We start from the raw sequence: 20,752 nt of genomic DNA, 5'->3' as shown, positions 1-20,752 counted from the left end.
TTTGAATGCCATGCGCGCCGGCAATTTCTACGTATCCACGGGCGTCACCATCCGGTCGCTCCGAACAGATCTCGGTAAAATCGAAATCGAATCACCGGATACCCACGCCTACCGTGTCCTACGCGATCACGGCATGGTTTTAGCTACTGTGGAGGGATCCGTCTTGCTATACGAACTGCCTCAGGTAACACCTATATCCTATCTGCGCGTTGAGTGCTACGGCGCAGGAACACGCATGGCGTGGACACAACCTTTTTTTGTGGAATAACGCTAATCTCTGCAGCTATAGCGCCGCGGCACAGAGGTCATAAGCCGGTCATGCGGCTCCTGTCTCTTCATGATACGTGATGCACTTCGGTCTCCTTTTCATCGAGTGTCTAAAAGCCTTCAAAAACTGCAATTGGATCATTTTCCATCAAGATGATACACTGATCTTTTGGGTGGAAATAACGGGGTTTCATGCGATGGAAAAAAGCTCCTATAAAAAAGTCCTGTGGATCACGGCAGATGAATTCAGACCTGATTGCATAGGCGCCGCGGGCAACACGCTCATCCAAACGCCGAATTTAGATCTTTTGGCACGAGAGGGGGTGCTTTTTAAAAATGCCTTCTGCCAAGGATCTCCGTGCGCGCCGAGCCGAAGTTGTATGCACACAGGGCGGTATTTGTGTTCCACCGGCGTTCTCGATAATTTAACACCCTTGGCCGATGCCCACGACAGTCTGCCCGCCCTTGTAAGTGAACACGGGTGCAAAGCGGCTATTGCCGGCTATAATGATTATGCCCGTGACCCTGCAATTTTACCCGAAGGTCACCCCCACCGAAACGCATTGAGCTATGATCATTTTTTACCGGGCTATGAAGTGGTACTCAAGCATGATTATGACAGCCCGGAATGGTATCAATGGCTTCAAGAAAAGGGCTATGCCGCAGACGATTGTAACCGTGAAACCATGTATAGCCATCAGATTCCTACTGAAGGCAGAGGCGGCCATTTGCCCCTCTATTTCCCCGCCCATTATAAAGCGGAACATAGTGAGGCACGCTTTGTAACAGAAAAGGCAATTCGCTATTTACAAAGCCAAGAAAAGAATGATTGGCTTTTCAGCCTCAATTATATTAAACCCCATGGGCCTTATATCTGTCCTGATCCCTATCATGCACTCTATTCGCCTGAGGATATGACGGAGCCGCTGAGACGCCCTCAAGAATTAGAGAATGATCACCCGTATATTTCCCGATGTCGCAACGATTGGGCACAAACAGAATTGAAGATTGAGTCGGAATGGCGCGAATTACGCGCCTGCTATTACGGCATGATTAGCGAATTGGATCACTGTATCGGATTGCTCTTTGATTATCTGAAGCAATCGGGACAATGGGAAGAGACACTGAGCATTTTCACGGCTGACCACGGCACGTATTTGGGCGATCACTATCTTGCCGGTAAACCCCATTTTTATGACGCCGCTATTCATGTCCCTATGATCATACGAGATCCTGATTCTGCCGCAGATCCTCTCCGTGGTCATGCAGCGGAAGGCTTCATCGAAAGTGTTGACATTGCGCCCACGATCTGCGACTTCCTCGGTGTGCCCCCACACCCCCGTTTTCAAGGCAAAAGCGTATTGCCCTATCTGCGAGGCCATGAAGGCGCCTCCTTAAAAAATGAAATCTTCTATGAGTTTTATTATTACAATCTATTGCGTGATACAGAGGGTGTCTGTCCGGAGGAATGCCGCTTGTGGGTTGTTCGCGATAAGGCGTATAAATATGTTCAATTCGGAGAAATAGCCATGCCCGCTCAACTCTTTGATTTGAAAAAGGATCCGGGCGAATTTGACAATGTGGCGGCATTGCCTTCCTATGCTCCTGTGGTGGCGGCTTATTGCCAACAATTGATTCGGTGGCGAATACGAAACGAAGATTGCCGACAGGAACAATGGGCGCGACGCTATCGATAGTAAAGTCTTGTTTGAAACTGACGGTAAACGCGGTCCCAACGTAAAGAGATACACCTGCCTCAATCCCAAATCCCGAGACCTTCTATATCCATGGAAGAACTCCATTGATGCGCCCTGACAAGGACAGACGAAATGCTCTTCCATCTCTTTTTCAATGAGTCAAAAAAAAGCCGGGCGCAACTACATCTAAAGATGTAATCGCGCCCGACAAAAGGGTCTATTCTAGTAAAAGGTTATTTGCGTCGGCGAATTACTTGTGCGCCGGCCAAAGCACAGGCAGAGGTCATCAGCGCCAATCCGAGTATGCTGCCAACAGGAAGCGGGGTGTCCGATACGGTAATCCAGAAGTTTGCGCTAATTACGTCTGCAACTAACTCTTTTTCTTCGAGATCATGTTCTACGCCCACTTCAATTTTGTACAAGCCGCTGTCTTCTTCTTGAACATTCAAGAGTTCAAGGACGAGTTCGTTAGCGCCACTGATTACCGCGCCATTGTGATACCACGCGATGGAGGTCGGCATATCATAATAATCTTTTAGCGTGGCGGTAAGCGTAACATTGGAACCAATCTGGTAATAGCCGGCAGGCGCGCTAATCTTTGCAGACGGCAACATGGGTGTCAGGCGCTGGTCCGGATCGAAAACGGCGGCAATGAATTCTTGATCGGAATAGCCTAGCTCTCCGACAAAATACTGATATTCCATGAAGTTGGAAGCGCCATCACCGTCCGCATCTCCAAAAGGTCCCAATTCAGGGACACCGGTTGTCACGGAACCAATGCCGCCTTCGGGCGGTTCCAGACCAATGTCTTTGAGCAGCTTCATCAACTGATCCAACGCATCATAGGTTTGGGGATCACCCAATGTGGCGAAACCGGCAAGGACGCAAGTCAATCCGGAGACCAAACCGGGCGCCAATAAGTTAACTATACTGCGCAGATCTTTTGCAGTAGTAAGCGACAAGGCGGTCACAATCTGTTCACGAAGATAAATAAAATTGGCTTGGAAAGCGGCCGTTGCTTGGGCGTGCCATGGATTTGACGGATTATTCAACGCATGCGCCAAAATGGCCAGTTCATACTGACCATCAGGCATACCATTAGGAGAAACGGGAATGTCGCCATCAAGATCTACCGGTCCGTTGATGTCCATATTGAGACATTGCAGCAGATTTGCAAATTCACCAATTTCTTTTGCCAAAGATACAACGAGTTGAAGGCCACAATAGATTTTATCTGCATAGCGGCAAAAATCATATGTCCCTATGTCCGGCCAAAGAACGGGGGACGTGACTTCAATCTCCACATTGTTGTCGGATTTCCATCTCGGCAACGGCTGCCAGACAGCGCTGTCAACAGCTGGACATCCTGCCCAGTCCGGACCGGGTACCGGAACCCAATCAGCGCCGGCGATGCTTGCCATAGCCGATATGAGAAATATCGGTACAAGCACAGCACAAACAAAACTCGTTTTTTTGATCATCTCCATCACTCCTTCTTAAGTTAGAATACCCTGACACACTGGTCACACCTTGATTTTCTGGAGTACAGCCCGCGTTAAAGCTTATAAAGACGGAACTGTACCTTACATAACCTGTAATTCCATACCGGATTATACCTTAGTATGAGGTATAAAAGCAATAACTTTTTTGGTCAAACCAATATTAAAGAGCAGCGTCGCTCAAATTCATGAATTTTTAAAGTGTTTTAGGTATCGAATTTTCTTTACAAAAAAGATGTCGCTTTTGCTCTTCGCTCAAAATCGCCAGTCTAAAATTTTTTTTTCGTCACGATTTTATTTTTCTATTTTTGGAAATGAAAAATCTCTCTCATTACGGTCTTTTTCTATTTCAAAACTTTCTTTTTTATCCCGAGGCAAAAGCATGATACCATGTTCTTTTCCTGGAGTAGTCAATGCCAAAACAAGATTCCATTACCAAAGACAGCGCTGAAACCGTCTCTTTTTTGAATTGGGAAAAGAGATGGCTTCGTGTATTTCGCATTGCCGTTTTACTGCTCTTTGCCGCATTAACGCTTTACGGCATCTACCAAATGAGCCGTCATAATTGGCAAGAAATAACTGCTTTTTGGTTTTTCCGCTATCGGCTCCTGTTGTTGCTCTTCCTCTTTGCGACTTTAGATATAGCCATGGATGCCGTAGTTTGGAATGGTATTTTACGACAACAGGGCGTCCGACTTAGATTAGGACGAGGTCTCCTTCTTTTTTTAAGCGGCTATGCCGGTCTTTTTATGCCTGTACAAATGGGCCGTTTCTTTCGTGCTACCGAGTTATCACGAATCTACGGCGTATCCCTCGCTGTAGCGACAAAAACAGAAATTACGCTGCTATTGTTTGTAGCAATCTCGTCCGTATCGGTATTTTTTGGATCATTTTTTTGGACTATACAACCGAGTATTGCCTTGGTGCTGCCCTTCCTATTGACAGCGGCCGCCTTGTTTATTTTGTCTTCGGCAGTTCACTTCATCCCCTTCTTATCGAAACAGCTTCCACATGCCTATTTACGCCGTCCCGCCACTTTTATGCTATGTTCGTTGACCGGTATCGGTTGGTTTTTGAATGGTTTTATTTTGTTTTTGATCTGCCGAGAAATCACGACTACGCTCCTGCTGTCTCATACGATTATGATTGTGACGTCTAATCTTTTCGTAGGCATCATAAGCGGTCTTCCCGGCGGCGTTGGAATCACAGAAAGTTATATTGGCGGACTCATGTATTGGTTATCTGCGCCTCCGGAGCATCTGGTTTTGGCTATTGGTGTCTTTCGCATTCTTACATTTTGGATCTGGATTCCTATCGGCTGGCTCGCCTTATTAATGAACCATCTTTTATTTGGGATCGCTAAGGATAAAATAAAACCAAAGGGTGAGGCAATCGGTCGAACTTCGTAATGGTGCTATACTTCTAAAAACCCCATGACTAGAGGAAACGATCCTTATGAATTTTCTACGTCTTACACTGATTCCAATTCTTGCCGGACTCTGTGCATTCCCCACGGCCGCCGATACCTTCAAGGCAGGCACAGCAAACCGAGTCATCACGCCCGATCCCCTGCTCCCCGTTTCCGGCGGCGTGGGCGTGCCTAAAGCGGTTCACGAAAAAAAAGGTGAACTTTGGGCACGAGTATTGGTACTCGAAAATAAAGATACCCGGGTCGCTTTTCTAAGTATCGACACCTTGGGCTGGCCGCGCATCTGGGGCGACAAAATTCGTGATCGCGTCAAAGCTATTGCCCCCGAAAATATTCTCATTGGGGCAACCCACACGCACAGCGCGCCGGACGCCTACGACTTTCCCGATGAAAAGGGCGAACATCACGCTGACCTCAACTATCTGGAATGGGTCTGCGACGAGGCAGCGGCTGCCATCGACGAAGCAGCAGCGAACACGGTGCCCGCGTCGTTAAAAATTGCTGTGGGAGAGGCACAGGGCAAAATCGCCTATAACTACTATGCCCCGAAACTTTATGATCCGCGATGCGCTGTGCTGCAAGCGGTAACCGAGGATGGTACGGTACTCGCTACCTTAGTGAACTATGCGATCCACCCGGAAGTATTGGGCAGCAACAAAGGCATTCTCAGCCCTGATCTTTGCGGACCTTTGTACGACCGCATCGCTTCGCAAGGCGGCGGGCTCGCGCTCTTTTTTAACAGCGCCCAAGGCGGTATGGTCACCGCCGATAATCGAGGAGAAGACGGCGATCTGGAGACCTGGGAAGAGTGTGTCCGTATCGGAGAATTGTTGGCGGATGAGGCATTGCGCATCGTCGCTGACGCGCCCGTACAAGAGGATCCTGTCCTTGTTTGTGCTGCGGCGGCAGTGCACCTCACCGTGACTTCTCCGCTCATGCAAATGATCTTAGATAACAGCTCCATCGCCACAGACATGAAAGACAAAAACATCCTTGTCACCCAAGTCAATCTTGTGACGGTAGGCAGTGCAAAGATACTCACCATACCGGGAGAAGCGCTGCCCAATATCGGGTATTATTTAAAGCGGAACATGAATACGGCGCAGCCTTTTCTTTTCGGTCTGACCAATGACGCTTTCTGTTATATGCTGAGCAAGTATGATTTCAATAGCTTCAAACGTTATGAATATATTTCGGAAACCAGTTTGGGTGAAATGGCGGCGGAAGAATATATAGAACAAGCCCTGCGTCTTATAGAAAACGTTTCCCATTCGGAAACCGTCGCAGAATAATCCCTAGCATGCGGAACAGCGCGTGGGCTTCACAGCTCAATTTGAAGCGGCGCCGATCTCTTTCAAGAAAAGAATACAGTTTTTATGCCTTATACACAGACAGAAGCAGTTGTGTTAAAGAAAGTTGATTTCAGCGAAACCAGCGTCATCGTCACCTTTCTTTCCCCTCATTATGGGCGTCTTGCCTGCATCGCAAAAGGGGCACGACGAAAAGGGAATCCCCTTCACGCCGCCTTAGACACCTTTAATCGATTGGAACTCACCTGTGCTTGGAAAGAAAGCCGGCAGGTGCAGCTGCTCATTGACGCGAGCGTGCTCGATAGCTACAGCACGCTTAAACAAGATCTTGAACGGAGCGCTGCAGCCGCCTTTATACTGGAAACTGCTTTTCATGCTGCCTTAGCAAACCATGCTGCCGAAGAGCAGTACAATGCGGTAATTTTTGGCTTGGAGTCGTTATCGGAAAAGACTAAGGAGCCCCTTGCTGTCGTTATACCCGTCATCTACGCCCTGTTAAGAGTCTCGGGCGTGGCGCCTACCGGCAGCGACGACAGCATTCACCCTTTTTTACGGGGATCGACTTTGGCGGAACGACAGGAAATAATACGTGTCCTTCATGGCTTAGCTGAAGGAAAAGAGGAACTAGCTCTGTCCATGGGCTTGACAGTGGTAAACTTTCTGTACCGCTACGCCTCCTATCATCTGGAAGCGCCGTTAAAAAGTTTTTCTTTCCTTAACAGTGTCTTCAAAATCCATTAAAATATGGACAGCCATTATTCCTGCAATTCAGCGCGCGGAAAACTTCCCAAGATTTTGATATTTCGCGCGTGATCGCCCACTTCTTCCAACACATCGGCTACGCCCGGATCTTCGAGGTGCCCCAAAAAGTCAATGAAAAAGACATACTCCCAAGCTTTGAGCTGGGACGGCCGCGATTCAATGCGCGTCAAATTAATATTGCGCCGCGCAAAGGGCAAGAGCATATTGTACAAAGCGCCCGGCTTGTCTTTGACCCAAACCAAGATGGAGGTCTTATCATCGCCGGTAGGTTTCACCATTTGGTGTCCCACCACCATGAAACGGGTGTAGTTATGGGGCGCGTCCTGAATGCGCTCACACAATATTTCCAAATTATAACGCTGTGCGGCGAGTCGGCTTGCGATAGCCGCGGCATAAGGTTCTGACGCCGCACGACGCGCCGCCTCGGCAGTGCTGCTGATCTCAATCAATTCTGCAGTGGGGATATTCGCGCGCAGCCAATTTCTGCATTGTAAGAGGGCGTTGTCTTTTGAATAGACCCGCTTAATTTCTTTTAGGGGGCAATTCGCCAAAAGATTTTGCGTGATGTGGAGCAACACCTCATTGACCACTTTGAGTTCAAAAGAAATAAAACAGTCTAAGGTGTCACTGACAGATCCGCCCATGGAACTTTCAACGGGAACAATGCCGTAATCAACGCGTTTCCGCTCCACTTCGGTGAAGACGTCAAGAAAGGAGGGCAAGGGATGGTATTCTGATGCAATACCAAAAATGCGTAAGGCAGCCATATGGCTGAAGGTGTCCTCAGGTCCGAGAAACGCGACACTAGTCGGTTTTTCCAAGGCACGTATGGCACTGATCACTTCGCGATAAATGGAGTGGATGGCTTTGTCGCCCAAGGGCCCGGGATTATTTTGTGCCAATTTGGTCAATACGGCTTTTTCCCGTTCGGGGACATAAATCGGCGCTTGTGTACTGCGTTTCAAATCACCAATGGCTTGCGCTGCTTTCGCGCGTTCATTCAACGCCTGAATAATTTCTTCATCCAACAGATCTATTTTTGCCCGCAACTCATCCAAATTCACAGCATTTCCCTTTTTAGTTATCGGCGCTTAATGAGTCGAATCGGCGCCAAGGCCACCATCAACATTCTTGTTCGGTCGTTATCGAATCGGACGCGTGCCTGCAATTTTTTTCCGGAACCCTTCACGGCCATTACATAACCGCGCCCGAACCTCGCATGTTCGATAATATCGCCGGTATGTACGGCTTCCGCAGTGGGCGGATCCACTACCGGCTTCGGTCGTTCACCGACTATTCTCGCTTGTTTAAGTGTGCCGTCATAATTAATTTGTTGCAGGCGCTCCAAACCGGCTTCTTTGAGGAAACGGCTCGGCGTCCTGCCATTATCTGATATACCATAAACCATGCGTGATTGGGCAGCGCATAAGCTCAGACTTTTTCTGGCGCGGGTCATGGCGACATAACAAAGCCGTCGTTCTTCTTCCAAGTCGTCGTCTTCATCTCCAAATCGGGACATAGGAAAAAGGCCTTCTTCCAAACCAATCACGTAAACGTGGTCAAACTCCAATCCTTTGGCACAATGACAGGTCATTAATGTCACTTCATTGCCCCGGTCTTCCCACTGGTCTACGTCGGAAACCAAAGCCATTTCCTGCAGGAATTCCTCAAGCCTGCTGCCTTCAGACTTCGCGCTGTATTGACGGCATGCAACGATGAATTCATCTATAATTTCAACGCGATTCCGTGATTCTTTTTCGTCACTTTGCTTCACGTAGCCTCGATAATCAATACCATTGATTAACGCTTCTACCGCCTCTTCCAAAGGTTTCGACGAGGCATCACGTATGAGCTGATCGATAACACCCGCCAAATTGGCGGCGGCATTTCGTGCCCGCGTAGAAACAGCATCGTTCAACTCACATTCGCGGACTGCCTGCAACAAGGTTATCCTGCGTAAGCGCGCATAATTTTCTATTTCTTCTTTGCTCGCGTTACCAATACCTCGAGGCGGCACATTGATAATACGGCGTAATGACTCATCGTCATCGGGATTCACGGCAAGGCGCAAGTATGCCAAAATATCTTTGATTTCTTTGCGGCTGTAAAATTTAATGCCGCCCACGATGGTATAAGGGATTTGACGGACACGCAGCGCTTCTTCCATGATTCGGGCGACGGCGTGGGCACGATAGAAAACAGCAACCTGTCCGGGCGGCAGGCTGCGCCGCTGTATATCCTGCGCCACAAAGTCCGCTTCTTCGCCTGCATTATGCGCAGAAAAATAGCGTATGGGATCGCCTTTCCCATGTTTGGTGAAAAGGCTTTTACCGAGCCGGTTCACATTGTGGGCGACCAACGCATTCGCCGCGTTCAAAATGTTCTGGGTGCTGCGATAATTTTCTTCAAGCCTATAGACCTGTGCATCGGGAAAATCATTGGAAAAATCCAAAATATTGTTGATATCCGCGCCGCGCCAAGAATAAATACTTTGATCTTCATCCCCCACAACCAGTAAATTGCTGTCTTCCCCCAAATTACGGGCAATCAAATATTGGCTGCGGTTCGTGTCTTGGTATTCATCAATCAAGATATGTTGAAAGCGTTCACGAAATCGTTCACGCACCTCGGGAACCGTCTCTAAAAGGTAGGCGGAAAGGGCGGTAAGATCATCGAAGTCCAAGGCAGAACTTTTAAGGAGTGTTTCGTGATAGCGATTCCACAACTCCCGATAGCTTTCTTCTTCGGGAGAATCGGGTCCTTCATCCCAAGTCGGGAAAGGCTCGACTTGTTTGATCGTGCTGATATAGCTCAGCGCCTCTCTTGGGATGACTGCTGTAAAGGTCTTTGGCAATTCTTTGACCAATCGTTTCATCAGTGCGAGCTGGTCCGTATCATCAAAAACGATAAAGTTCTGCGGCCGGTTCAAGTGGCGTGCTTCACGACGCAACACGAATAAGCCAAACGAATGGAAGGTGCCGATAAAAGACGGCACATAATCCAATTTGATACGCTTTCCAAAGCGGCTGCTCATTTCGGCTGCCGCCTTGTTGGTGAAGGTCAAGGCCAATAGGCTGCGCGCACTTACGCCGCGTTCTTCAACCAAGTAAGCCATACGCTCAACAATGACTCGTGTTTTCCCGCTTCCTGCTCCTGCAAGAATTAAGACGGGACCATCGGGAGCGGTAACTGCCGCTTGCTGTGCTTCATTCAATGTAATCATGAGAATTTATCTAAAAAGCTTTCTGTTAGACCGAAAACGCTATTAATAACGGGATCAGCCTCGCTAAATCTTGTTGTAATGCCATGGGTGTAGTCACCACCACGTAGCCTTGGGGAAAAGCATAGGCGTAGCGGGAACTGTAGTATAACACAGCCTTACACGCCGTTTATCACCGCTCTCCAGGCTAGCGCGAAATAGTCGGAGAGATTTTCCTGTGCCCGAAATAATTGTTAGGACAGTTGGTCTGAGCCCCGTTGCTTTACATCGGACAAAAGTCTTGTATCGGACTTCAAAACCGGTAAAACAAGACGGTTAATTATTCACAGTAGCCTTAAAGGCTTTGGTATACTACGGGCTGATCTTTTAACCAATTTACAGTCCATTAACTTCAGAAAAAGGGAAACTCTCATGCGTTTAAAAGACAAAGTTGCTGTGATTACCGGTGCAGGTCAGGGAATGGGTCGTGAAGCGTCTGTGCTCTTTGCTTCAGAAGGGGCGTCTATTGTCGGTTTGGACATCAATGAAAAATTCTTGCAAGAGACCGCGGCGCTCGTCGAAAAAGCAGGTGGTTCCTTTTGCGCGGTTGTAGGCGATGTTTCCAGCGAAGCGTCGGTCAAAGAAGCCATTGACGCGGGTGTCAAAGGTTTTGGAAAGATAAATATTCTTTATGCCAATGCCGGCGTCTTATGGAAAGATCGCGACCGCTCCGTTATTGAGACAACAGAAGAGAATTGGGACATCGTTCAGGCGATCAATCTGAAAGGACCCTTTTTCCTGACGAAGCACGGCATCCCCGCGTTGAAAGCGGCGGGCGGCGGCTCCATTATTCTTGTGGGATCCATTTCCGCGCTGGCAGGCTTTGAGTTGGCCCAGGACTCTTACACTTGTGCGAAGGGCGCGCTCATTTCGCTGACCAAATCCCTTGCCGTACAGTTTGGTCCTGATAATATCCGCACCAACATCATTCATCCCGGCATGATTGATACGCCTTTGCAAGCACCTTACCTTGACGATGAAAAGAAACAAAATATCGCATCCGGCATTCCTTGCCGACGCTTAGGTATGCCCAAAGATATCGCCTATGCAGCCTTGTATTTGGCGTCTGACGAATCTTCCTTCTGCAATGGTTCTGAACTGGTGGTGGACGGCGGCTTTTACGCCATGTGATCCCTTATCAGACCGCAAGCACGGAGATTGAAAAAGAGGCTAGGACTTCGCCGCAGCGTTTCAGGCATTGTCCTTGAACCAACGTACAAAGCGGGCGATGCCCTCATCCATACTGAATTGCGGCGCATAGCCTAAACATGCCCGGGCGTGGCTGATATCTGCATAGGTAATCTCCACGTCTCCGGGCTGCATGGGCTGCCGGTCGATGATTGCTTTTTTCCCGGTATGTTTTTCGATAAGGGCAACCAACTCCGCTAAGGTAGTAGTCTTGCTTTCGCCTAGATTAAAAATCTCGTAGTCAAAGGGCTTATCCACACATTGCAGAACGCCTTGGATGATGTCATCAATATAGGTGTAATCCCGGCGTGTGCTTCCATCCCCGAATAAGGGGATGGGCCGCCCTTCCAAGATCTGACGGGTAAATTTATGGATCGCCATATCGGGCCGCTGCCGCGGTCCATAGACCGTGAAAAAACGCAGCATTGACACGCGCAGTCCATAGAGATGATGATGCACCCAAGCTTGCAATTCATTCATGCGCTTCGTTGCCGCATAAGGGCTGACAGGCCGCATGACAGGATCCGTTTCCTGGAAGGGAATGCTTGTACTGCCGCCGTATACGGAGGAGCTGGAAGCGAATACCAAGTGGGATGTGTTGAAATCGCGGCAGGCATCGAGAATATACTGACCGCCAATCACATTGACCTGATGATATAAAATGGGATCACGTAAGGAGGGCCGAACCCCGGCACGGGCGGCAAGATGGACCACCACTTTAGGCTTTTCTTTTTCGAAAACTCCGCGCAGCGCGTCGACGGCACAGATATCCAACTCGTGAAGACGAAAGGATTCGTGCTGCATGAGTGCGCACACATTATTCCGCTTGATTGCAGGCGCGTAATAGTCATTAAAGTCGTCAATACCGATAACGGTATCGCCTCGTTCAATCAAACGCTCGGCAAGATGAGAACCGATAAATCCCGCCACACCCGTTATTAATACGCGCTTCATGATATGCCTTTCTCGGAACATGGACACTCGTGCATGGATCTTGTTTTATAGGACAAGGGTCATTGTAACAAGACTTAGGTTTAAAAACCCATGACATGAATTATTCATGATGCGGTTCTTTTGAGACAGTCACCCGCAGCGCTGCACGGACACAGGAAGGACAGGATTTTAATGGTGAAACTTCTTGTTGCGCGCCTTTTCATCGGCTATCTTTTGCGGCGCGGTCAAGATTCGACCTTGATAACAAGAACCCTGTCGCAGGATTCGCTTCCTCCCATCCGAGGTGTACGGATATTTTTTGACGGAATCTTGGCGCAAACTTCCGGATAGGCCAGATCTATCTTCAAGATCGAGCTCCGGACATAACACGGCTAGGATCGTTTTAAACGCGAAAGATCGGATAAGCCGCCGGATTAGTTATTCGGCGCCGGTTCGGATTCAAACAATCCTTCCAAAACTTTCAATAAAACGTTCACTTCAATGCCATAGGCGGCGCATACCTGCTCGATGGTCTCGATGGTGTTGATTTGGCAGTGGGCGCATCCACCCAGGTGAAAGGCGGCGAAAACTTCGCCCGCCCGCGGGTGCATTTTAATGGCATCGGCAACTGCCATATCCGGCGTAAAACGTTTTTCTGCTGACATGATACATTCCTTTTTGGACTTATTGGATTGGTGTAACTCTAGATTCCGGTAAGCTTTTCCACCGGTAGTGGTTGATATAACACCACCAATCTTACTTTTATGCCCATCAAAGGAGAATAAAAATCTATAGCATTATCGTTAGAAAATCAAGTCAATCCGCCGTCCGATAACGGCACTCTCATAACAAGCCTTCAGTATAACTTGGCTATGACGTCCATCTTCGCCGCTCACAGGAATGTCCGTGTTATCCAGAATCGCTTGTGAAAATGCTTCCACTTCTGCGCGGTACATATTAACAGGCTCGGGTCGTACAAGCATTTCACCGCCTTGGGCATCTCGGCTTTGATCCGCTTCGTAGTCTCTTGAATCCGATTGGAGCCGAGCGACCATGTGTCCCGATTCGCCTTGCCCGATGGTTCCTTCTGCCAGAATACTGCCCAGCGATCCATATAATTCGAGGCGATTCAAGGAGGCTGTATCGGGCACGTTGAAGAGGCAATCCACCACGGCTTTCGCCCCGGATTCAAATTCTAAGAGTACCACTGCCGTATCTTCCACAGTGTAGTTGTGTACGAGATTGCCTGTGATGCACTGCACGTTGACGGCACTTCCCAAGAACATTTCCAACAAGTCAATGCAATGACCACCCATATCCATCAGGCTGCCGCCCCCGCCGGTGGTGAGATCTTGACGCCACGCGCCTTCTATAGGCGGATACCAACAGGACAGCTGGGCTCGACCGAGCACAAGCGTACCCAAGCGTCCCTCCTTTATGAGGGCAAGGGCTTCTTGGTGCTGGGCATGAAAGCGCATCATGAAACCAATGCCCAGCTTTACGTCCCGCTCCTTACAGTGTGCCAAGGCTTGATCGCATTCGGCAAGGGTCATCGCCAAAGGCTTTTCACAAAACACGTGCTTGCCTGCATCTGCGGCACGGCATATTTGTTCGCAATGGTCGACCGCGGGCGTGGCGATGTAAATCACATCTGCATCGGATGTCAAGAGCTCTTCTTCATTGGTACACGCCTTTGCGTCGAAGCGCGCTGCCACGTCAGCGTTCACGTCTTGATTGATATCATAGACTGCGGTTAAGACGGCATTGTTAGCTTGAACAATACCTTCAGGAATGGTACGGCGCTGCGCAATACCTCCGGAACCGAGTACGGCCCATTTTAATTTCATGTCGAATTCTCCTTCGCTTGGGTCAGGCGGAATAAGCGGCAATGACTTTCTTAATACCCTCAGCGATACCGTGCATGTGGGCTTCTTCATAGGTTGGAAAAATGAAGGTAATAAAGGTTCTGGATTGATGCCAGACCGCATTGGGCACTTCCACTTTGCTGTAGTCAACCGACTCGGGATCCGTAAATTCTTTGGATTTAAAGGGGAATCCCGAATTGCCGTAAGCTTGATGATTCCGATAGGCGCCTTCCGTATGGCATTGGGGCCAAAATACATTCCAGCATGGCGCGCCTTCAGCGCCCAAGGCTTGGAGGAAAGTCGTCATGTCACAGTTCATCTTGTCTATATCTAGGGTAATCGGAAATACATACCATCCGTTTTTACGCTCGTCGGTGTCGACCGGCAAGTACAAGATTTGGGGTATGTCGGCGAGTGCCTCAAGCAAGATTTCCGCATTGCGCCGGCGGCGCGGCATATTCCAATTGTCCATACGATCCAGTTCTGCCAACCCAATAGCAGATTGCATTTCGGTCATACGATAATTAAATCCGACCATGGTATGGATATAGGGCAACTTTTGCTCCATCTCTAAGAGGCGCAACCGTTCGCGCACATCATAGCCGTGATCGCGGAAACTACGGCAGCGCCACGCCACTTCTTCATCGTCGGTGGTGACCATGCCCCCTTCGCCGCCGGTGGTGAAGGTTTTGTTTTGGCAAAAGCTGCAGGCGGCCACATGACCGAGGGTTCCCGTCTTCCGCCCTTTATAAGAACCGCCAAAGGCTTGGGCATTATCTTCAACAATGTACAAGTTATGTTTTTCTGCCAACGCCAATAAAGGCTCCATATCCACCACATTCCCGTAAAGGTGAACGGGCATAATGGCTTTGGTACGGGGTGTAATCAGTTTCTCCACACTCTCCACCGATAGACAATGATCTTCTCGATTGACATCAGCGAAACGCGGCACGGCGCCTGCCTGTACGACAGAAAAAGAGCTCGCAATAAAGGTATAGCTGGGCACGATAACTTCATCGCCGGGTCCGATATTCAGTCCTCCCAGAGCGGTATGCAGCGCGCTGGTTCCGTTGCTGGTTGAAATGGCGTATTTTGAACCCTGCCATTGGGCATAGCGTTTCTCAAACTCCATGCCCCGCTTTCCTGTCCAGTAATTGATTTTCCCGCTACGCAAGGTTTCTGTCACCTGATCGATCGCGTTGTCGTCCAGACAGGGCCAAGGCGGCAGAGGCAAGGTAAGCGCTTTGGATCCGCCGTGAATTGCCAGTTTTTCAGACATGGTTTAGACTCCTATTCAGTTCATGGTTATTATCTATCAAACAAATCTAAGTCGGTCACCGTTACTCAATTTCCGCTAAGGGTAATTTCACGGGCTCTTTCGTTTCATAACATTGAAGTGCTGCAAAAATAACAGAGTGGGTATGCACCGCATCCGCCAAGTTACAATGGGATTCTCGGTCGTTGAGAATGCAATCGACAAAGTGATCCATTTGTCCTTGGAAAGGATGGTGTTTTACATCGGCACTGACGGGCTGGATACTTGGAATGGTAATCCAATCATTTTGTCCGGGAAATTTATGGGACCAGATACGATTATCTTTGATGGTACCCCGGTTACCAAAGACTTCTAAGGGAAAGGCATAGGGCATGATACATCCATAATTGGCAGTCACTTTCCCCATGGATCCATCACTGAACTTCATAAGCACCACTTCCAGATCATCGTATTCGAGGGGAGGCGCTTTCTTCCACGTATTCTCGAAATAATCGTACTCCACCTCTAGCCCTTTTCGATAGCCGCCGGACCAAGCGAAGACCTCAACAGGCACAGCCGCCGCGTTCGGATCTTTTGAAGCCAACCAACGGCATGCGTCTAAAGAATGGCATCCTGCAACCAACATGGCGCTGACACCTCGTTCTTTGGTGCGCCCTTCTTCATAGCCCGTCCACCAACTGGCGATGTCATGCTGATAGTCGGCTTCCGTATAAAAGATATCGCCAATGGCATCATCTACAATCAAAGATTTCAGGGTCGCAATCATGGGATTCCAACGGAGCACAAAACTGACGACCGACTTGACGCCCGCCTTCGTCACCGCATCAGACATGGCACGCATATCTTTGGGATTGTTGGCAATGGCTTTTTCAATAACCACATGCTTCCCCGCTTCTGCGGCGGCAATGGTATTCTCCGGATGGAGCTGTTGGGGCGTACAAATGGAAACGATATCAACCCCTTCATGGGCCAAAGCCTGTTCATAATCGGTGTAAAAGCTAAGGTTTTCCAGCCCTGCCTCTTCCGCCCGCTTCTTGCAGCTTTCCAAGCTGCGGCTTGATATGGCGACAATCTCGCTGTTGGGATTCTTTTTGAAAGCCCTGATATGCTCACCTGCAACCCACCCTGCTCCGTGAATTAAGACGCCGAGTTTCTTCGCTGTCATAAGTCGCTCCTTTCCTGTTCTAATCGCTGCGCTTCCTTATAAAGACCACCCTTCTCGGAAATGACTGTTAATTAAGTATTCCGCATCCGGTGCGTTGGGGAAGGCCAATGCGTCCCCGTCCCAATGCAATTTACGGTCGCTGCGAATGGCAGCAACGCCCAATTGCACAATTTCGGTTAACGGCCCGGTATAGTCAAAATTGGCCGCTGCCGGCTCGCCGCCCTTGCAGGCGCGAACCCATTCTTTATAATGCCCGATAGAACGGGGAATCGTTGGGGGCGGCGTTTTGTATTTGCGCATGCGCTCATCAGGAAGTAATTGGGGATTACTGCCGTAGCAACCGCAGATTAATTTTCCTTTATCGCCGACAAAGAGGACGCCGCCATCGCCATCCCCCATTTTCCGCCCATCTTTCAATTCATCAGGACGGGGCGGCATCAAGCCGCCGTCATACCAATGAACCACCACAGGAGACATACCCTCTCGGGCGGGGAACTCCCAGCGTACGAGCGCGGCGGCTGTTGTGGTTTCCGGATGAACGGTACCTTTGGGCAGCTCCACGGCATGGGGAGTAGCTTTCGACGGAAGCCGCGCAGAACTGGCTTCGACGGTTTCGGGTCGGCCCAGACGGAGCGCCCAGACAACGGGATCCAAGAGATGACAGCCCATGTCGCCGAGTGCGCCGGCGCCGAAATCCCACCATCCCCGCCAGATAAACGGCAGGTAAGCGGAATGGTAAGGACGATAGGCAGCCGGACCCAGCCACAGATCCCAATCCAAGGTATCGGGAACAGGCGGTTGATCTTCAGGGCGGTCAATACCATAGGGCCACCATCCGCCGGGGCGTGTCGTCCAGATATGAACCTCTTTCACGTCGCCAATGGCATCATCCCAAATCCATTCGCAGAGTTGGCGGATATCATCGCGGGCGTGCCCCCAATTACCCATTTGTGTGGCAATGCCTGCAGCCCGTGCCGCTTCGGTCATCACCCGCACTTCTTTGAGCGAATGTGCCAAAGGCTTTTCACAAAAAACGTGCTTGCCTTTTTCGATAGCCGCCAAGGCAGCCACGGCGTGGATATGATCGGGCGTAGTGATAACCACTGCGTCAATGTCATCGCGGGCATCCAACATTTCACGAAAATCTATATAAGCGGCACAGCCATCTTCCGGACGCCCTTGGTGCTCATAATAGTCATTGACCATTTTTCGGGCAGTTTCTCGGCCGGCAACACCGCGGCCCATATAGGGACCTTCTTCAAATACATCACAAACAGCTACAACCTGAACATCGCGGTCTTGCAGGAAGACTTCAAGGTTATATTTACCCTGCCAGCCTACGCCGATAAACGCCATGTTTAGTTTTTCATTGGCGACAGCCCTTTTAACCGATTGACCATGAATAGGCATTGCGGATAAAGCGGCTAAGGCGGCTCCTCCTTGAATAAAGCGGCGTCGTGTTAGGGAAGGTTGAGGAGAAGATGCTGCGGGCAAGTCCTTCCTCCGGTGTTGATCTGCCATGGTACTTATTATCCTCTCATGGTTCGTGCACATACCCCTCTTATTGGTACATACTCCTAAAGACAGCTCGTAGTATGATTGTGCCATCAAAACATGATGTTGTGCAAATACCAGCTGTCGCCGTTCCTGCAAAATTATGATAAGATGCATTTTGACCGGTGCTTATGATTAAATGAGTCTGATTGGCAGCGTAGCCGATCACGCCATCAAAGTCTTTAAAACGTATCAAAGGATCTGAATTCATGGAAACATCAAGACGTTTATTTCTTGCCGGAAGCGTGGCGGCAGGTTTATTGGCAACAACAGGGTCAAAAGCAGAAGACACTTCCTCACCCAAAGAAAAAGTATGGCGCTGCGGCCTCGGTATGAACGGATTTATGTCTTCCTCGGATACTTTCAACAAAACCTATCCCATCTGGGAAGTGCTCCAATTCACAGCCGATACGGGTTTCGACGGTGTTGAGCTGGTTGATGGCTGGCCCATGGGGCACTATCCCTCGGCCGATGAATCCGAGCGTATCGCTGCGTTGCGCCGCATGCACGATTGTTACGGTCTTCAGATCTACAGCATGCAAACCGGCGGTTCCGATGCCCACTCGGTCAATCCGCGGGCCAGGCATGCATGGCTGCGACAATTCCGAAAAGACCTGCGCCTATGCAAAGCGCTGGGCGGTGAATTCATCGGTGTATGGCCGGGCGGTGGACTCGAAGGCAACCCTACTGTGGATCATGCTATTGAATGCCTTGCGCTGAGCTATCGTGAAGCGGCGCAAATCTGTGCCGATGAAGGCATGTATATGTCTTTTGAAATCGAGCCGCCTTTTATCTTCAACACTTTTGAACATTTACAAAAAATCCTGGCCGCCGTGGATCATCCTGCCTGTAAAACGAATTATGATCCAAGCCACTTTGATCTCATGTGGGGCAGTAAAGGTAAGCCTGAGGAGATGCTTGAAAAAGTGGGCGTCGAACATATCGGTCATGTTCATTTGACCGATACCGACGGTACCCTATTCGGCCCCACGTCGAAACATCTGGCATGCGGTGACGGACACTGCGACATTGCAGCATCCCTGAAGATGCTGTGGGAAGGCAATTACTCCGGCTGGATTATGATTGACGCGTGGATGATTGAAGATGCTTATGACGCGGCGCGAAAAGGCAAAGAAGCCATTGACGCCGCGCTGAAACGCTATCAAGGATAAGGCTTTCCGCTACCACAAGCCAACAAGATGAAGTACACAGTGGAAGTATCTTAGTCCACTTCGTGCTGTTGCTCTGCGATAAAGCTGCTGAGCGCCTTGATATTTTGGGCAAAGCGCCGCACATCGATGATTTCGCGGCGGCTGTTGTCGTTGCCCCGTGCTTCCAATTTCCCTTGTTGCACCCAAGCGCCCCGATCATCTAAGGCGGCGATAATTTTCGTTACCGTCTCAGTATCTGCAGAGGCGGCTTTCTTGGGGGCCGACGCCTCTTCTTTTTGCGCAGTCGAATCATTCCGTAATTGCAGATATTCCTTTTCAATGGCATCCAGAGCAGACCCGACCACAAAAGAATAATGGGTAGGCATAGATGCGTCACTGTAGGTCAGTTCATAGTCAAGGGTAAAGTAAAGGGGTGTGTTGGTTTCCAATTCATAGAAGCGCGCCAATTTTCCATCGGGCCGCAGTGATGCACGAAAATAGTTCAGGGCTCGTTCTATGCTATCCAAATAACGGGTGTCTTCGGTCTTCTTATAGAGCTCTAAAAGCAGCCGCAACACGCCTTGTGATTCTCCTCCGGTAACGGCGGGCGGTTCAAATTTACGCGCCCACGCAGGATGCATATTAAAATCGTACTGTTGCGCCCAAGCAGGCTGCGGATCGGGCATTTGCGCCAACAACACAAACTCACCGCCCCGTAGAGCACTGGCACGGTAGCGATCATCTTTATAAATATCAGCGGTCAAGAACATGAGCGTAATCACATCGGCCAATGTATTGTCGTTGAGGGTATAAAAGCTGCCGAAACTCTCTTTCACATACTCCCGAGACCAGCTTTCCGGATAACTTGCTTTCATCACAGGAAAATCCTCGGGATTGGGAAATTCACGGTACCGTTGCGGCCAAGCGCCGTTGGGATACTGTGCTTTCACGAGACAATCCAAGCCGTAGCGCGCCGCCTCGTGAATCTCGGCATCTTTGAATTCCAGAGCCTGATCGGTAAGCGCAAGACAACGGAGCGCCGCTTGGGTCGTATCATCATCGAGGGTTGAGATATTACGCTGCTTGCTGCCGCCGCCTTTACGGTAGGCGTATCCATCGCGTTTTTCCGGATCAAATTCAATGTGATATTCCCAACCGCCGGAGACTAATTGACCGGCAACCAAGGCACGAGCCGTTTCAACGGCCGCCTCAAGATAATAGGCGTCCCCTGTGTTGTGATACACCTCCAGATAAGCCATGCCGATAGAAGGTGTGCCGGGCGGCTGCACCCACGCCTGTGAGGCACTTGCTTTTTCTTCCCCTTCACGATGCTGCAAGTCGGCTGAGTATTTCCAAAGGTATCCGCCTTGTATACTCACTTCGGTTCTGAAAAAGTT

17 protein-coding genes are annotated in these 20,752 nt (G+C 49.6%); 7 read left to right on the top strand and 10 right to left on the bottom strand.

All coding sequences use genetic code 11. The annotated features are described in order from the left end of the window. Window positions 1-268: hypothetical protein (locus tag GX117_12365; GenBank protein ID NLO34124.1), on the top strand; the 268-nt coding region annotated here is incomplete at its 5' end. Window positions 269-464: 196 nt separating this feature from the next. Continuing rightward, the gene (locus GX117_12360) at window positions 465-1,964 is read left to right on the top strand and encodes a sulfatase-like hydrolase/transferase (GenBank protein ID NLO34123.1); all 1,500 of its coding nucleotides are present in this window, start codon (window positions 465-467) and stop codon (window positions 1,962-1,964) included. A 233-nt stretch (window positions 1,965-2,197) separates the two neighbouring features. Here the strand turns inward: GX117_12360 and GX117_12355 are convergent, their stop codons facing one another. After that, complete coding sequence (locus tag GX117_12355; protein ID NLO34122.1) at window positions 2,198-3,445, bottom strand: hypothetical protein; 1,248 nt, start codon at window positions 3,443-3,445, stop codon at window positions 2,198-2,200. A 431-nt stretch (window positions 3,446-3,876) separates the two neighbouring features. Between GX117_12355 and GX117_12350 the strand changes: the two genes are divergently transcribed. The 3 genes from GX117_12350 to recO all read left to right on the top strand — a co-directional run bounded on the left by GX117_12350 (window position 3,877) and on the right by recO (window position 6,943). Further along, a complete protein-coding gene (locus tag GX117_12350) occupies window positions 3,877-4,872 on the top strand; it encodes a UPF0104 family protein (GenBank protein ID NLO34121.1) in 996 nt (331 codons plus the stop codon). A 76-nt stretch (window positions 4,873-4,948) separates the two neighbouring features. Then, window positions 4,949-6,184, top strand: a complete 1,236-nt coding sequence (locus GX117_12345; protein NLO34120.1) for a hypothetical protein — start codon at window positions 4,949-4,951, stop codon at window positions 6,182-6,184. Between the two features lie 84 nt (window positions 6,185-6,268). Beyond that, window positions 6,269-6,943 carry a DNA repair protein RecO gene (gene recO / locus GX117_12340; GenBank protein ID NLO34119.1) on the top strand — a complete coding sequence of 225 codons (675 nt, stop codon included), beginning with the start codon at window positions 6,269-6,271 and terminating at the stop codon, window positions 6,941-6,943. A 14-nt stretch (window positions 6,944-6,957) separates the two neighbouring features. On the opposite strand, the gene pheA is transcribed toward recO, so the two are convergent. After that, the gene (pheA, locus tag GX117_12335; protein NLO34118.1) at window positions 6,958-8,022 is read right to left on the bottom strand and encodes a prephenate dehydratase; all 1,065 of its coding nucleotides are present in this window, start codon (window positions 8,020-8,022) and stop codon (window positions 6,958-6,960) included. 23 nt (window positions 8,023-8,045) lie between these two features. Next, on the bottom strand, window positions 8,046-10,187 hold the full coding sequence (locus tag GX117_12330; GenBank protein ID NLO34117.1) for a UvrD-helicase domain-containing protein: 2,142 nt from the start codon (window positions 10,185-10,187) through the stop codon (window positions 8,046-8,048). A gap of 408 nt (window positions 10,188-10,595) precedes the next feature. On the opposite strand from GX117_12330, the gene GX117_12325 reads away from it, so the two are divergent. Continuing rightward, the gene (locus GX117_12325; protein ID NLO34116.1) at window positions 10,596-11,354 is read left to right on the top strand and encodes an SDR family oxidoreductase; all 759 of its coding nucleotides are present in this window, start codon (window positions 10,596-10,598) and stop codon (window positions 11,352-11,354) included. Window positions 11,355-11,414: 60 nt separating this feature from the next. On the opposite strand, the gene GX117_12320 is transcribed toward GX117_12325, so the two are convergent. The 6 genes from GX117_12320 to GX117_12295 form a co-directional block, all read right to left on the bottom strand. Then, on the bottom strand, window positions 11,415-12,365 hold the full coding sequence (locus GX117_12320) for an NAD-dependent epimerase/dehydratase family protein (GenBank protein NLO34115.1): 951 nt from the start codon (window positions 12,363-12,365) through the stop codon (window positions 11,415-11,417). A 413-nt stretch (window positions 12,366-12,778) separates the two neighbouring features. Beyond that, window positions 12,779-13,009 (bottom strand): DUF1858 domain-containing protein, encoded by a 231-nt coding sequence (locus tag GX117_12315; protein NLO34114.1) that lies wholly within the window; start codon window positions 13,007-13,009, stop codon window positions 12,779-12,781. 138 nt (window positions 13,010-13,147) lie between these two features. After that, complete coding sequence (locus tag GX117_12310) at window positions 13,148-14,191, bottom strand: Gfo/Idh/MocA family oxidoreductase (GenBank protein NLO34113.1); 1,044 nt, start codon at window positions 14,189-14,191, stop codon at window positions 13,148-13,150. Window positions 14,192-14,213: 22 nt separating this feature from the next. Next, window positions 14,214-15,488 carry a DegT/DnrJ/EryC1/StrS family aminotransferase gene (locus tag GX117_12305; GenBank protein NLO34112.1) on the bottom strand — a complete coding sequence of 425 codons (1,275 nt, stop codon included), beginning with the start codon at window positions 15,486-15,488 and terminating at the stop codon, window positions 14,214-14,216. Window positions 15,489-15,549: 61 nt separating this feature from the next. Next, entirely contained in the window at window positions 15,550-16,650 is a 1,101-nt protein-coding gene (locus GX117_12300; GenBank protein ID NLO34111.1) for a Gfo/Idh/MocA family oxidoreductase, read from the bottom strand. Between the two features lie 36 nt (window positions 16,651-16,686). Next, window positions 16,687-18,171 (bottom strand): Gfo/Idh/MocA family oxidoreductase, encoded by a 1,485-nt coding sequence (locus GX117_12295; protein NLO34110.1) that lies wholly within the window; start codon window positions 18,169-18,171, stop codon window positions 16,687-16,689. A gap of 242 nt (window positions 18,172-18,413) precedes the next feature. On the opposite strand from GX117_12295, the gene GX117_12290 reads away from it, so the two are divergent. Then, complete coding sequence (locus tag GX117_12290) at window positions 18,414-19,376, top strand: sugar phosphate isomerase/epimerase (GenBank protein NLO34109.1); 963 nt, start codon at window positions 18,414-18,416, stop codon at window positions 19,374-19,376. A gap of 50 nt (window positions 19,377-19,426) precedes the next feature. Here the strand turns inward: GX117_12290 and GX117_12285 are convergent. After that, window positions 19,427-20,752, bottom strand: a 1,326-nt coding sequence (locus GX117_12285) for a polysaccharide lyase (GenBank protein ID NLO34108.1), incomplete at its 5' end; no start/stop codon positions are given.

Source organism: Candidatus Hydrogenedentota bacterium (assembly GCA_012523015.1).
Classification (GTDB): domain Bacteria; phylum Hydrogenedentota; class Hydrogenedentia; order Hydrogenedentales; family CAITNO01; genus JAAYBJ01.
The sequence above is the reverse complement of the archived record's forward strand: the minus strand, read 5'-3'. Positions and strand labels throughout refer to the sequence as shown.